The organism is Paenibacillus nanensis, from assembly GCF_003583765.1.
In the GTDB taxonomy this organism is placed as follows: Bacteria; Bacillota; Bacilli; order Paenibacillales; family Paenibacillaceae; genus Pristimantibacillus; species Pristimantibacillus nanensis.
In genome coordinates, this window is record NZ_QXQA01000026.1 from 1 (window position 1) to 13,737 (window position 13,737).

Below are 13,737 nucleotides of genomic sequence, written 5' to 3' on the forward strand. Positions count from 1 at the left end.
AAAACACTGTTTGGTGGCGATGGCGGAGGGGAACCACGCGTTCCCATACCGAACACGACCGTTAAGCCCTCCAGCGCCGATGGTACTTGGACCGCAGGGTCCTGGGAGAGTAGGACGTCGCCAAGCACGAATGCCTGTCACAGTTATCTGTGGCAGGTTTTTTGTTTTCATGCGTGGCGACGTTTCTCTCCCAACGGGGAGAGTGTCTGAACCTTCCGGTCGAAGCAATTCGTTGATGCATGACCCGGCCTGAAGAGGAAGGCTCAGACGCCGACCGTTGATGTATATTCTGCGAAGAGTATTCATCCCGGTGCGGAATGGGCGTCGCCAAGCACAGAAAACCTACCGTAGTCGATACGGTAGGTTTTTTGGTTTTCGTGCATAGCGACGTTTCTCTCCCAACTGGGAGAATGTCTGAACCTTGTGATCGAAGCAATTGGTTGATGCATGACCCGGCCTTAAAGCGAATTGTTCAATGACTGCGTTTCAATGATTACATCATATTTACTAAACCATTGACTTCCAAATAAAAAAAGGGTAGTATTAACACAACTTAATGTTAGTGAACACTAACATAAAAAGAAAGTCACAAACGACAATGGATGACTTTTTATGATTTTAATAATCAAATAGGAGGTGATGCTGTGGAGAACCAGACCGCATTAGACAGTAAGAGCAAGCTGATGGTGGCCGCCATTGATTTAATGGCCGAGAAAGGCTATAAAGGCGTATCAACCAAAGAAATCGCCTCGACTGCGGGAGTCAGCGAGATGACATTGTTCCGAAACTTTGGCAGCAAATTCAATCTGCTGGAGAAGGCGGTCGACCGTTACCATTACTCCATTGAATTTACAAAAATTTTTGGTGAGCAAGTCACTTGGGATCTTAGAGCGGATCTTCTAATGATTAGCCGGATGTATCATGAAATGATGGAGCGTAACCGTAAGTTATTTCTCATTGTCTTAAAAGATGATGAATTAATCGGAATTCGCGAGAAAGCACAGAAGCATCCGCGCACCTTGCTGGAATTGCTGACGAATTATTTTACCGAGATGCAGAGGAGGAAGCGATTGATCCCAACAGATGCGGAAACACAAGCGATTACGTTTATGTGGATGAATTATGGAGCGTTTATGACACAGTTGTTCGGCGCATCGAAGATAACGAATGTTACCCTGCCGAGATTTATAGAGTCAAGTATCGATTTGTTTGTGAAGGCACTGAGTCCATCTTAATTTTTTTTGGATGATCGTTAGTTAGTACTAACATACATCTCGAAAGAGGGGAAAATAATGAGCTCTAGACTTTCCACATCGAACAAGCTTGTCGGGCTTACAGCTTCGACAGGGTATCAAGTGGGGGTACGTCGAACACTGCCGATCTCTCCGGTTCAGGCGTGGGCGTACCTGACCTCAACCGAAGGATTGAAGCTGTGGATCGGATCCTTAAACCCCTTGACCTTCAGCGAAGGAGAGGCGTTCTGTTCCGCGGAAGGTATTACCGGACAGTTTCGGGTCGTCAAGCCTTACCAACAGCTCCGTCTAAGATGGCAAAAGAAAGAGTGGAAAAAGCCGGCTACTTTGCAAATTAGGCTGCTGTCCAAAAATCCGGACAAAACGACGATCAGCTTCCACCAAGAGAATCTGGACCATCCGGCTACGCGTGAGCAGATGAAACAGCATTGGGAAGAAGTGCTGATTACGATTCAAAAACATATTATTGCTTCCAAAACAATTGAAGGTGAGGATTACCAATGAACAGATTCAGTCATATTGATCTTCGTGTAAACGACATGGCAACCGTATTGCCCTTCTACGAGAAGCTGCTCCCCGAACTAGGATTTACGAGGACATTTCACAGCGCTAACTGGAAAGTATTTGCTGCGGATGGAGAATTGCCGAGCGCTGCTTATTTCGCCATTACGGAAGATCGAGAGCATAGGCCTAACGACAATTTGATTGGCTTCTGGGCCCAAGATCGGACGGAAGTCGATCGGATTGCCGAGATCGTCAAGCAGATTGGAGGGAAAATCAATGACGGTCCAAGGCTGTTCCCGATTAGTCCAACCTATTACGCGGTTTATTTCGAAGACCCTTGCGGCAATAAATACGAAATGCTGCATCGTTTGAACTGATTGATTCGAGGCTGCCGTGTCCCGGCAGCCTCTTCGATTACAGGCTTCTTCCTAACAAGGTTCCGACTTGTTTGGCCATAACCTTGGGCGGATACGGCATCCCATTTCTAATCCACCATTCAATGACCCCAACATATGCCGTCCCAGCATATTGCAGCAGAACATCATCACTTAAATCTGTATTTTTCCCGCTTTCTCTGTCAATTTCATCTTTGAACCCTTCCATAAAAGAAGCAAGAAGCCGCTTTCGGAAGGAAGATGGGGCACCCTTCGCATCCTTACTTGCGAGCATGGTCGAAAAAAATAAATAATTGTTCTCGAAATATTCAAAGTAAGGCACTAAAGCATCGACCCAGTCCATCTCACACGCCCACTTTTCCATTTCCCCTATTTCATTCAAGTGTGTCTCGATCAGCTTGTCCAATAAGTCATATTTGTCCTGATAGTGAAGATAGATGGTACCACGGTTTACGTTTGCCCGATCCGCAATGTCCTGAATGGTGATCTCATCAAAGCTTTTTTCGGACATCAGTTCAATAACAGCCTTTTTCAAGGATTCTTGCGTTTTAACAATTCTTCGGTCCACCTTGGCCATTGAAATCAAGTCACCCGCTTTCTAGATAATTAACATTTTTTAAGGGTTTGTTGATATATCAACAATTCGCAATTTATTAACCATTGATTGCTCGCTTCTTCCTACTATAATAATAGACATGAGTTGAATAAACAATTCATTTCTTTTAATGTCATTAACTATTCGGGAGGTATATATGATTACTGCTAATGCGCGGGCTGTTTTCAATCCGGAAGGACCATTCCAACTTACTACGATAGATCGCAGAGATATTCAGCCGCATGATGTTCTCATTGAAATAAAATACGCTGGGATTTGTCATTCTGACATCCATACAGCGCGCGGCGAATGGGGACCGGTTAACTATCCACTCGTCCCTGGGCATGAGATATCGGGAATAGTCGCCAAGGTTGGAACAGCCGTTACCAAATATTCGGTCGGCGACCGGGTAGGGGTGGGCTGTATGGTAGACTCCTGCGGCGAGTGCGTAAATTGCCATAAGGGAGAGGAGCAGTATTGCCTGAGCGGGAATACGGGCACGTACGGATCCATCGACCGGTACGGGCAATATACACAAGGAGGCTACTCCACTCACATCGTCGTAACCGAAGACTTCGTGGTTAGAATTCCGGACGCAATGGAGCTTGACGCAGCGGCTCCGCTGTTGTGCGCCGGAATCACCACCTATTCGCCGCTGCGCCATTGGGGAGCAGCTCCTGGCAAAAAAGTTGCGGTTGTCGGACTTGGCGGTCTTGGACATATGGCTGTAAAGCTCGCTCACGCCATGGGGGCTGAGGTTACCGTTCTATCGCAGTCCTTGAAGAAGAAAGAAGACGGCTTGCGGCTAGGCGCTGACCATTACTATGCTACAAATGATCCTGAGACGTTCGCAAAGCTGGCTGGCGCGTTTGATCTCATCATAAACACGGTAAGCGCGAAGGTTGATTTGAACGCTTACCTTTCATTACTCGCATTGGACGGCGCTTTGGTCAATGTGGGAGCCCCAGCCGATCCTTTGTCCGTTCATGTCATGTCGCTAATCGGTCATCGTCGAACGTTTGCCGGATCAATGATCGGCGGAATTCGCGAAACGCAGGAAATGCTGGACTTTTGCGCGGAGCATCAGATTGTTCCTGAAATCGAAGTTATTTCCGCCAATCAGATTGATGAAGCATGGGAGCGCGTGCTCGCTTCCGATGTCCGGTATCGTTTTGTAATCGACATTAGCACAATGGAGCATGAATAACGATTCGTTCAAGCGAAATAGTAAAGGCATGCCTACATTTGTAGGTATGCCTCATTCATTAATTAGCTTCTTCAGAGAGAAATGACGGGTAGGAGATACTTTAGTGAACAAAAACAATAATCAGCGTAACGTAAGATTAGCTTTACTGCTCGGTTTATTTTCAACCATGGGACCTTTCACGATCGATATGTACCTGCCGGCATTTCCGGAAATTGTGGAGCATTTCGGATCAACCGCTTCATTCGTACAGTTCAGTCTCACCGCTTGCTTGCTTGGACTTGGCCTTGGCCAGCTTGTGATGGGTTCGCTGAGCGATGTACATGGCAGACGAATCCCGTTGCTTATTTCGATGGCCGTGTATGTCGTCTCCTCGTTAGCTTGCGCATTTTCGCCAAATATTTGGATGTTAATCGCATTCCGGTTTATACAAGGCTTTGCCGCATCGGCAGGCATTGTTATCTCTCGAGCGATTGCACGCGACCTGTACAGCGGCAGCGAACTCACGAAATTTTTCTCGCTGCTTTTGCTTGTCAGTAATTTGGGGCCGCTCGCAGCTCCAGTTGCAGGCAGCGGCGTTCTTTCTTTCACGACGTGGGTTGGTGTATTTATCGCGCTGGCCTTACTCGGAACGTACTTATTGATTATGACCAAATGGCGGCTAAGGGAAACCCTGCCAACCGATCGCCGCAGTCCTTCAAATTTTGCGCATCAGCTCCGCAGTTATGGCACGCTCTTGCGGGATCGCCAGTTTTTAGGCTACATGCTGGCACAAGGTATTATGATCGCAGGGGTTTTCGCTTATGTATCGGGAACGCCCTTTATTTATCAAAATATTTACGGCGTTTCCCCAACCGTGTTCGCGCTTCTGTTCGGGTCGAATGGCATAAGCCTGATTATCGGCTCTCAGCTCGTCGGGCGGATGTCGCATCGCATATCCGAGCACGCCTTTTTGTTATTTGGCCTCTGGCTTGCTCTGATAGCAAGTGCTGCCGTCTTAGTGGTTGCTTTCGTACAAGGGCCGCTTTTCACACTGGTCATTCCTTTGTTCTTATTCGTTGGCGCGATAGGAATTACGTCTACGGCAGCCTTTCCGCTCGCCATGGAGAGTCAGGCCAAAAATGCAGGCAGCGCCGCCGCGCTTCTTGGTGTTATCCCCTTTGTGCTAGGGGCAGTCGTCGCTCCTCTTGTTGGCATTGCGGGAGAAAACACAGCCGTTCCGCTAGGAGTCATTATTTTATTGGCGAGCACGACGGCACTGCTCGCATACTTCTTATTGATAAGATCCAATCACTATTCGCCTTCTGAAGCACATTCCGGCCGATAAGGAGGGGAGACATGTTCAATCTACACGCGAATATGGATGTATTAAGCTTCCCTCGCGGCAGGGGAACGCACAATAAATCGGTCATCCGGGACATTCATGATGAGTACATGCTGCATGATAAAAAAGTGAGACGCATTCATACCGCTTGGAAACTTGAAAGCGGCACGATCGTGGTTTATGAGTACATGTCGAGCAGTGTCCCGCCTTCCAGTATTTGCTTTTTCGAAAAAATAGAGGATTACAATGAAGCTTGTGAAGAGGTCAGCTGGTTAACAACGAAAGCAGGGTACGTAAATGAAAATAACGGGTGACGTTGTAAGTATTCCTCAGGGCGGAAAACATTAGCACGGAGCGACGAGAGACAGAGGGTTCGTACACTTAGCTCTGACACTGTGGTGAACCGATTGGTTAGAGCCGGTTACGGGTGAAGGATATCGCATCCTTATATAGATGAACGCAGCATATAGAAAAGGCAGCCGGTCTCGGCTGCCTTTGAATTTTTGTTATCCTTTGCGAGGATTCATCACGAATTCATGACGCGTCGTTATGATAGGTGAGAGGGGGACGGGAAAATAAAAAAGAACCTCGATAAAGGTTCTTTGACATTGCACAGTAACAGACATGATGATATAATCAAATGGCGCCTGATCGAAAATACTCATAAAGGCATAGTTAGTTCATCTTACAATTATATTGTATCATGCTGATGAACTCCTGTCAAATGTTTTTCTCAATTTCATCGTTAGGAGAGATGTGGAATGAGTCCTCTGGTTCTCGGTTTTCAAGAAGTGGAAGAAACTCAGCTTTTGCTCGTAGGCGGAAAAGGATTACACTTAGGGGAATTAGCAAAAATGGAAGGCGTTCATGTGCCGGATGGATTCTGTGTAACAACCGCGGGTTATCAAAAAGCCATCGAACAAAACGAAACGTTTCAAGCTTTGCTGGAGCAGTTAACTACGCTGCATGTTGAAGACCGGGACCGAATAGGCGAAATCAGCGGAAAGCTTCGACAAATTCTATTGGAAGCGGAAATTCCGTCCGACGTCGTGAAAGCCGTTGCTCGCTATCTCTCCCAATACGGCAAGGAATTTGCCTACGCCGTCCGTTCAAGCGCAACTGCCGAAGATTTACCGCATGCCTCTTTTGCCGGACAACAAGACACCTATTTAAATATTATCGGCGAAGAAGCGATCCTGCAGCATATTAGCAAATGCTGGGCTTCCCTCTTTACGGATCGCGCTGTCATCTACCGTATGCAAAACGGATTTGATCACAGCCAGGTCTATATTTCCGTTATCGTGCAAAGGATGGTTTTCCCTCAAGCATCCGGCATTTTATTTACTGCCGATCCTATGACATCCAACCGAAAGGTGCTTTCCATTGATGCCAGTTATGGGCTTGGAGAAGCGCTTGTCTCCGGCCTTGTCTCTCCCGATTGTTATAAAGTACAGGGAGGGGAAATTGTCGAGAAGAGAATCGCGGCCAAAACGTTGGCTATTTATGGGCGCGAACAAGGCGGAACAGAGACCATACAGCTTCCGCCAGATAAGCAAAAATCACAAACCTTGACGGAACGGCAAATCTTACAATTGGAGCGGATCGGGAGGCAGATTGAAGCATATTTGGGCTGCCCGCAGGATATCGAATGGTGTTTAGCGGACGATACCTTCTATATTGTCCAAAGTCGGCCAATCACGACGTTATACCCCATCCCTGAAGAAAAGGATCAAGACTATCGCGTATATATATCCGTCGGCCACCAGCAAATGATGACCGATCCTATCAAGCCATTAGGATTGTCGTTCTATCTGTTAACGACTCCCGCACCCATGCGCAAAGCTGGAGGACGGCTCTTTGTAGATGTTACACCAAGACTCGCATCAGCTGCCGGTAGAGAAGCATTTTTGGGTATGCTGGAACAATCCGAACAGCTCTTAAAGGACGCGCTTGAGACCATCATCGAGAGGGGAGATTTTATAACAAAGGTGCCACCTGATCAAGAAGAGCAGCGTTCCGGCAAAAGCAATATAAATGCAGCGCCCCCGGGTGTTCAACCCCCGCTCGAATACAACCCGGCAATCGTTTCTGAACTGATTCATCGCAATCGAGTCTCGGTAGAGGAGTTAAAACAAAACATCCAAACGAAATCGGGAGCGGAGCTATTTGATTTTATTCGAGATGATATCCAGCAGTTGAAGAAGCTTTTATTTGACCCGCAAAGTTCAGCTGTCATTATGGCCTTCATGCATGCATCGAATTGGATCAATGAAAAGATGCACGAGTGGTTAGGCGAAAAAAACGCTGTCGATACGCTTACGCAATCCGTGCCCAACAATATTACCTCGGAGATGGGGCTCGCTTTATTGGATGTCGCAGATGCCATTCGTCCTTATCCGGAGCTCATTCGCTATTTGCAGCAAGGAGAAAACGATGACTTTTTGGATGGTCTGATTAAGTTTGACGGCGGACAGAAAGCCCGCGACGCAATCGTCGCATTTCTTAGCCAATATGGCATGCGATGCGCCGGAGAGATCGATATAACGAGAACGCGCTGGAGCGAGAAGCCATCTACACTCATTCCCATGATTCTTAACAACATTAAAAACTTTGAGCCTCACGCCAGCCGGCGGAAATTTGAACAAGGACGGCAAGAAGCAATCAACAAAGAGCAAGAGCTGCTAAGCCGGTTAATGCAGTTGCCGGATGGCGAGCAAAAGGCCAAAGAAACAAAACGGATGATTGACCTGGTTCGGAATTATGCCGGTTATCGGGAATATCCAAAGTATGGCATGGTGAACCGCTACTTCATTTATAAACAGGCTTTATTGAAAGAGGCCGAACGACTCGTGCAAGCTGGTCTTATCCAGGAAGAAGAAGATATTTATTATCTTACGTTTGAGGAGCTTCTCGAAGCCGTACGAACGAATAAGGTGGACGTCCATTTGATCCGTAAGAGAAAGGACGACTACAAATTATTTGAAAAGCTGACCCCACCGCGTATGATGACGTCCGACGGCGAAATTATATCCGGTAAATATAAACGCGAAAATCTCCCAGAAGGAGCGATTATAGGTCTGCCGGTTTCTTCTGGAATGATTGAAGGACGCGCGCGCGTCATCCTAAACATGGAAGAGGCTGACCTCGAAGAAGGAGATGTATTAGTCACCACCTTTACAGACCCAAGCTGGACGCCGTTATTCGTCTCCATAAAAGGCCTAGTCACCGAGGTCGGCGGGCTAATGACCCATGGCGCAGTGATCGCGCGTGAATACGGCTTGCCGGCTGTTGTCGGGGTGGATAATGCCACCAAACGGATAAAAGACGGGCAGCGCATTCGCGTGCATGGAACAGAAGGGTATATCGAGCTCCTGTAATTTTTGCAACCGTAAGGTGTAAAACGAAGAGCTGAAGCGGATGCAGACGGAATCGTCACGATCTGTCGGTTGAGGTCGCATCCGCCGAATTCTTCTTGCCGACAGCAACCGACAAATATGATAGAATAAGAGGAATAACTCTCGCAAATGGGCGGTCCCCGCCTATTTATGTCGGATGAGGTGATTCCTTAGATGCTAATGAGATGGAAGCAGGTCCAGCGTGCTGCAATCGCAGTCCTCATTTTATTATTCATCCCTTTCGCCGGACAGACCGCAGAGGCGGGCGTATTTGACCGATTGCAGGACATTTACGAAGCGCCGGAGCTTCTTGAGGAAATGCAATCGCAGCTGCAGCTGCAGCAGGAACAGCTTGAAGAGGCGCGTCAGCAGGCGGATGAGCTGTTGACACGGCAGGAGCAGCTTCTGCAAAGCAACGAAGCGTACCGCCGGCAGAACGAGGAGCTAGCCTCCGAGAATGAGGCACTGCTCGCGAAGATGGAGAAGGCCGAAGCGAAGCGAAAAGCGCTTTATACGAAGGCGGCAGCGATAGCAGGCACGGTGCTTGCGGCGATTGCTTTCTACGCTGTGTCCGTGCGAGTCTGGCGGTATATGGTGTGGAAGAGGCAAGGCAGAGACGGCCACGGAGCGATGCATCTATGAAGCTGACGACACCGCCGCCGGCTGGTCACGTGAAAGTTGAGCTGGACGCTGCGGATGTTCTGCATGTGCTCCACCCGAAAGCGATCACCGCCTATCAAGGCGCTCCGCGGAGCAGAGAGGACCGGTTCTTGGACATCCGAGGCGCCCTACGGAAGAAAAGGTGGATTCGTTCGAGGCTGCAGGGCCCGTCCCGGTTTCTAATGGGGCTTCCTGCCGGGTATTCGCTTGAGGCCATTGAGATTCCGGAGAATAGCAATCTGCTGTTCGACTTCCGCCATGTCGCGTTGTTTTCCGATGGAATGGTGTACCATGCGAGAATACTGAAATGGAAAACCGCTTGGATCACAAGGGAGCTGGTTCGGATTAAATTCAGCGGGCCAGGAACGCTTGGCGTGCTTAGCGCAGGCGACCTAGCGACCATCCAGCTCCATCCGGAACAGCCGCTGTTCGTGGACAAGAACGCGCTCGTCGCCTATCCCGAAGACGCGGAGATCCGGTTGTCCGTATACGGGAACACGCTCGCCAGCCAGCATATGAACGTTCAATGGGAACTCAAAGGGAGAGGTCCGGTTCTCGTGCAGACCGGCTCACGAGATACGGAGCTGGAGGACAAGCTGTCGGATGACGGCTGGTTCAAACGTATTCTGCGTGAAGTGCTCCCGTTCGGAAGCGTTTATATTAAATAAAGCCGCCAAGGTGCGGCTTTTTTTGCGTTTATTGAAAAAGAACTAATCCCTATATGAGCGACCTCCGGAGTCGTTTTTTTTATTCAAACAAAAGATTGGTGCAACAAACTTCTCTTTCTTAGCGTATACACAATGTGGAAAAATTGGTACGCTTTAATGGCGATTAAGGAGGCAGAAGGTGAAGCCGATTTATAAGCTGGCTGCTATTTTATGATTGGATCTGATGTACGAAGAGATAGGAGGAGGACGCCATCGATTTGAACCTAAAGAAACAGCTTCGTTTTGAGATCCTTCGATGCGGAGCCTTGTCCCTTATAAGCATCATACAGCTTCTGGTAGGCCTTCAGGCAGACAGGCCGGCGTTTTTTAACTTTATTTTCTTTCTAACAGGATTAGTGTTCATTGCGGTGATGATCGTGCAAATCATCGATTATCGATCACATTCCTATGACGTCCTGCATGGAAAGATTCTTCATATTGAGGGTCAAATCATTCATGCTGCAATCAGTGATTCCGGCGCCGTCAAACGGTATAAGATAACCGCTCCCGAAGTCTTGCCAAGACTCCGGACTAACCAGCATGTCATGCTGCATATTGCGAAATTGACCCGTTTACCAAGAAGCATTCACATAATGGAGGATTCCGGCGTACATACGTAGATCATTATTTTTTTAAATCAACAATACAGAGGTGTTCGTCTTGTATAAATCGTTGCTTCTTATTATTCTGGCATTTCTGACGGCCTGCTCTTCGGTCGGGAACAACAGCGTAAGCGAGCCAACCGAACCCGTCAGCTTCGAAGCAGGGGCATTTGTCGATCAAGATTTGTCGCTGGTGCATGCCGAGAACAAAAAGTCGATAAAACTGGGCATGTCGAGAAAAGAGGTTGAAAAGCTGCTTGGTGAGCCGACGGAGTCGATTGATTTTATGAAGGTTTATATTTATTCCGGCATTAAGGTTCACTATGCGGAAGATATCGTAGACGGGATGATGATTGACGATAATACGCCCAATCCCGCTTCGTTCCAGACGCCAAGAGGTCTTCAATACGGCGATTCATTAGAACAAATTGAAAGCTTATACGGTGAGCCCCAAGATAAAACAATAAACGGACAAACAACGACATTGGTTTACCTTATCGAAAAAAGGGGCGATCAGTGGGAGCCCATTCGCAATTGGGATGAAGCTCAAAATAAAGAAAAAGCATATTCGATTTCTATAAATGTCGACGCCGAGGCGGGGATGTTCTTTTATATGGCTGCTAACTATCAATTTTCTGTTAATCCAACAGGTTAGATGCCCGTTTCTGCCAAAGCCTATACTATACTTGCAAGTAGTCATGATGGACTCGCTTATTTAACTGCCACCTGGAGGTAATGATCTAATGAAAATATGGCCTAAAACATTCATGGAGCCCGATGTGTTAAAACAGCGTCTTCTCGCATTAAGCGCAATGGACATTTTGTTGTGTTCGGAGGACTGGCTGCGCAGGTACACATTTGATCCGAAATGGGATGAAGAAACCGCTGTAGCCTGCATCCGTAACGGAGCGGGAGATGATGTGTATATCGTCTTCGCCCCGGAAGGAGTCGTGATTAAAGGCTTCGATCACGAATCGGAGATGAGTCCCCATGCTAGGGACGATTACGAGGTTTGGCCGGGCATCTACGACCAGGCTCCCGCTCCGTTGATAGCCCGCATTGATGCTGATTCCATGAGCAGGGAGGATGTGACATTCTGTTTATGGAGGGAAGCCGGCGATGCGTCATGGAAAACGGGAACTGTGGACAATCCGGAAGGATTAGATGACGGCTCGGATTTTTTGCTCGGCATGATCTATCATTCCGCGGTTGATTATGTGGAATGGGCTCAAGATTACTATGAAATGGATGTGGCTACGGATGTTGTCGAGCACCTTTTTGCCGGCCATATGCTCACCAAGGACATGGTAGAGAAGGTAGTCTCTGGAGACCATGCAGAGAATGCGTTTAAAGAGCTTCAATCATTAGAATTAATTCGTCAAAGCGAATCGACATCTTAACAAAGACACAAGGGCAGCTAGTCAACGGAGCAGCTGCTTTTAGGAGGAGACCATGGAAAAGCTAGCCGAGCAACTGTTAAATGAGATCTGGACCACCCAATTGATTCCGATCTATGAGAAGGAAAAAAAGAGAATCGATGGTTTAAAAGGACTGAGTCCGCTAGAGCCCGGTATCATGAATTACGTGAAAATAACCTTCATGAAAAGTGATGCAAGCTGGGTGCCGGATCAGATCGCCATCGACATCTACGAGCCTCTTTCCTTTGGCGATGACTCTTATAAGATGGAAGCCGGGTCTTATATAGATGAACTGAGCGAGGACATCCTAGTCAACGAATTTTTCCCAGCCTTGCGGGAGCGCATGAACGACATCTTCCTATCCGATCGTTACGGCGCACATTTCTTCGGGTACAAGCTTCAGCTTGTACTGGAGTTTCAAAGTGAAGGTTCAACACTGCTTCACCGGGAATATCTGCGCAATGAAGCAAAGCTTAACCATTTGAAGCAGCAGCTGCATAAATTTATTGAAAACAAAATATGGAGAGATCTGCCAGTGCTTCCCTCTGAAAGGGACGAGTTTTTCTTCGCCAGACATCTTGTAAACCCGGATCTGATGGAGCAAGACCCGGCCGTTATCGCCCCCCTTATTAACCGATTGAATGAAAAGCTGATTACCAACCATAAGCACAGAGAAAAGTGGCAGTACGCTTATGTGTCGGCATTTAAAGAATGGGCAGAGGATCGGTTTCTGGACCAATATTTTGAACGCGTAGGGAGTTACGGGTTGGAGCGCAGGCTGATGCCCGATGACAGGCGACCGCCCGTTCAGATAAGCGAGATGGATTTTTTCTTATACGCCGCATTACAAATCGGACAAAAGGAACCCGACACCCGCAAGCGTTATTTTGAACTAGCCGTACAGCTCGGTTCCGAGCAAGCAGCAGCCTATTTGACGAAGGGCAGCGGCCGTTTTGCGGCGAACCGCGCCGGCAGTCTGATGTCCGGAACATGCAACGATATCATGCAAAGCATTGAGATTCGGATCGATTCCGAGGAAGAAGCGGCCTACCGAGAAGCTCTGACGTACATTTGCGATCTTCTGAGGGAAGGGTTCCCGCGTACGTATCAGATGAAGCTGAAAAGCGCAGAGAAGCATTGGCTGCCGGTTGGGAGCCTAGCCAAATCCAAGCTGCATCAGTTTTTTGCAAACGCGCTTCGTTACGAAGCGCTATTCCCGTTAATATCCGAATATGCGGAGCTGGCCATGAAGGAATTTGCCTGGTACGGAGATGTGGAAAGCGGCGAAAAATCCGTCATGCCCGGAACGTACGCTGTGTTCGGACTTGGATTGTTAAGCGACGCCTACTTCCCGTTGGTTCAGCGATATATGGAGCTGGTCGATAGCGAGCATCAATCCGCGCAGGATAAATACGCAGAGGCATTTGTCGCGCAGCATGGCGTGAATAGCAGGGTTATGCCTACTCTAGTTTCCATCCTACTTGGCGGCAGCGATATGGCTAAACCGGTAAAAGGTATTGAATTTGATTCTCCGGAGCTGGCGGATGCTCTGAACTTGGCGCTTGCAGACAAGGCGGATCATCAGAGGGAGTTCGTCCTATTCCGGATGTTCGGCAGCGAGAAGAAAGGGTTAGCGGCATTGAAACGGGCGGAATCCGGCCGATTATAGCCTTATTAAGG

The 13,737-nt window shown here is 48.1% G+C and carries 14 protein-coding genes and 1 rRNA gene; 14 read left to right on the forward strand and 1 reads right to left on the reverse strand.

Annotated features, from left to right (window positions below; genetic code table 11):
* Positions 1-9 precede the first annotated feature (9 nt).
* The 4 genes from rrf to D3P08_RS25890 all read left to right on the forward strand — a co-directional run bounded on the left by rrf (position 10) and on the right by D3P08_RS25890 (position 2,134).
* Positions 10-126 (forward strand): 5S ribosomal RNA (gene rrf / locus D3P08_RS25875).
* A 476-nt stretch (positions 127-602) separates the two neighbouring features.
* Entirely contained in the window at positions 603-1,235 is a 633-nt protein-coding gene (locus tag D3P08_RS25880) for a TetR/AcrR family transcriptional regulator (RefSeq protein WP_420819060.1), read from the forward strand.
* 57 nt (positions 1,236-1,292) lie between these two features.
* The gene (locus D3P08_RS25885) at positions 1,293-1,757 is read left to right on the forward strand and encodes an SRPBCC family protein (protein ID WP_119603027.1); all 465 of its coding nucleotides are present in this window, start codon (positions 1,293-1,295) and stop codon (positions 1,755-1,757) included.
* The gene (locus D3P08_RS25890) at positions 1,754-2,134 is read left to right on the forward strand and encodes a VOC family protein (RefSeq protein ID WP_119603028.1); all 381 of its coding nucleotides are present in this window, start codon (positions 1,754-1,756) and stop codon (positions 2,132-2,134) included. The genes D3P08_RS25885 and D3P08_RS25890 overlap by 4 nt, the downstream gene beginning before the upstream one ends.
* A 37-nt stretch (positions 2,135-2,171) precedes the next feature.
* On the opposite strand, the gene D3P08_RS25895 is transcribed toward D3P08_RS25890, so the two are convergent.
* Positions 2,172-2,729, reverse strand: coding sequence for a TetR/AcrR family transcriptional regulator (locus D3P08_RS25895; protein ID WP_119603029.1), 558 nt, complete (start codon positions 2,727-2,729; stop codon positions 2,172-2,174).
* Between the two features lie 175 nt (positions 2,730-2,904).
* On the opposite strand from D3P08_RS25895, the gene D3P08_RS25900 reads away from it, so the two are divergent.
* From D3P08_RS25900 to D3P08_RS25945, 10 genes are all read left to right on the forward strand, one after another.
* Positions 2,905-3,954 carry an NAD(P)-dependent alcohol dehydrogenase gene (locus D3P08_RS25900; RefSeq protein WP_119603030.1) on the forward strand — a complete coding sequence of 350 codons (1,050 nt, stop codon included), beginning with the start codon at positions 2,905-2,907 and terminating at the stop codon, positions 3,952-3,954.
* Between the two features lie 103 nt (positions 3,955-4,057).
* Positions 4,058-5,278 (forward strand): multidrug effflux MFS transporter, encoded by a 1,221-nt coding sequence (locus D3P08_RS25905; RefSeq protein ID WP_119603031.1) that lies wholly within the window; start codon positions 4,058-4,060, stop codon positions 5,276-5,278.
* 11 nt (positions 5,279-5,289) lie between these two features.
* On the forward strand, positions 5,290-5,589 hold the full coding sequence (locus tag D3P08_RS25910; protein ID WP_119603032.1) for a hypothetical protein: 300 nt from the start codon (positions 5,290-5,292) through the stop codon (positions 5,587-5,589).
* 447 nt (positions 5,590-6,036) lie between these two features.
* Complete coding sequence (gene ppsA, locus D3P08_RS25915) at positions 6,037-8,652, forward strand: phosphoenolpyruvate synthase (RefSeq protein ID WP_119603033.1); 2,616 nt, start codon at positions 6,037-6,039, stop codon at positions 8,650-8,652.
* 192 nt (positions 8,653-8,844) lie between these two features.
* Positions 8,845-9,312 carry a hypothetical protein gene (locus tag D3P08_RS25920; RefSeq protein ID WP_119603034.1) on the forward strand — a complete coding sequence of 156 codons (468 nt, stop codon included), beginning with the start codon at positions 8,845-8,847 and terminating at the stop codon, positions 9,310-9,312.
* Positions 9,309-9,998, forward strand: coding sequence for an AIM24 family protein (locus tag D3P08_RS25925; protein ID WP_119603035.1), 690 nt, complete (start codon positions 9,309-9,311; stop codon positions 9,996-9,998). Before D3P08_RS25920 ends, D3P08_RS25925 begins: the two co-directional genes overlap by 4 nt.
* A 257-nt stretch (positions 9,999-10,255) precedes the next feature.
* The gene (locus D3P08_RS25930) at positions 10,256-10,657 is read left to right on the forward strand and encodes a hypothetical protein (protein WP_119603036.1); all 402 of its coding nucleotides are present in this window, start codon (positions 10,256-10,258) and stop codon (positions 10,655-10,657) included.
* Positions 10,658-10,697: 40 nt separating this feature from the next.
* On the forward strand, positions 10,698-11,294 hold the full coding sequence (locus D3P08_RS25935; protein WP_119603037.1) for a hypothetical protein: 597 nt from the start codon (positions 10,698-10,700) through the stop codon (positions 11,292-11,294).
* A gap of 88 nt (positions 11,295-11,382) precedes the next feature.
* Positions 11,383-12,039 (forward strand): hypothetical protein, encoded by a 657-nt coding sequence (locus D3P08_RS25940; protein ID WP_119603038.1) that lies wholly within the window; start codon positions 11,383-11,385, stop codon positions 12,037-12,039.
* Positions 12,040-12,091: 52 nt separating this feature from the next.
* Positions 12,092-13,726: a DUF6138 family protein gene (locus D3P08_RS25945; protein WP_119603039.1), complete on the forward strand. Its 1,635-nt coding sequence runs from the start codon at positions 12,092-12,094 to the stop codon at positions 13,724-13,726.
* The last annotated feature ends 11 nt before the right edge of the window (positions 13,727-13,737 follow it).

What these genes read in the sequence shown, in the direction of transcription:
- D3P08_RS25920 (WP_119603034.1), top strand. Translation starts at nt 8,845, where the DNA reads ATGCTAATGAGATGGAAGCAGGTCCAGCGTGCTGCAATCGCAGTCCTC.
- D3P08_RS25895 (WP_119603029.1), bottom strand. Translation starts at nt 2,729, where the DNA reads ATGGCCAAGGTGGACCGAAGAATTGTTAAAACGCAAGAATCCTTGAAA.
- D3P08_RS25885 (WP_119603027.1), top strand. Translation starts at nt 1,293, where the DNA reads ATGAGCTCTAGACTTTCCACATCGAACAAGCTTGTCGGGCTTACAGCT.
- D3P08_RS25880 (WP_420819060.1), top strand. Translation starts at nt 603, where the DNA reads ATGACTTTTTATGATTTTAATAATCAAATAGGAGGTGATGCTGTGGAG.
- D3P08_RS25925 (WP_119603035.1), top strand. Translation starts at nt 9,309, where the DNA reads ATGAAGCTGACGACACCGCCGCCGGCTGGTCACGTGAAAGTTGAGCTG.
- D3P08_RS25945 (WP_119603039.1), top strand. Translation starts at nt 12,092, where the DNA reads ATGGAAAAGCTAGCCGAGCAACTGTTAAATGAGATCTGGACCACCCAA.
- D3P08_RS25940 (WP_119603038.1), top strand. Translation starts at nt 11,383, where the DNA reads ATGAAAATATGGCCTAAAACATTCATGGAGCCCGATGTGTTAAAACAG.
- D3P08_RS25900 (WP_119603030.1), top strand. Translation starts at nt 2,905, where the DNA reads ATGATTACTGCTAATGCGCGGGCTGTTTTCAATCCGGAAGGACCATTC.
- D3P08_RS25910 (WP_119603032.1), top strand. Translation starts at nt 5,290, where the DNA reads ATGTTCAATCTACACGCGAATATGGATGTATTAAGCTTCCCTCGCGGC.
- ppsA (WP_119603033.1), top strand. Translation starts at nt 6,037, where the DNA reads ATGAGTCCTCTGGTTCTCGGTTTTCAAGAAGTGGAAGAAACTCAGCTT.
- D3P08_RS25890 (WP_119603028.1), top strand. Translation starts at nt 1,754, where the DNA reads ATGAACAGATTCAGTCATATTGATCTTCGTGTAAACGACATGGCAACC.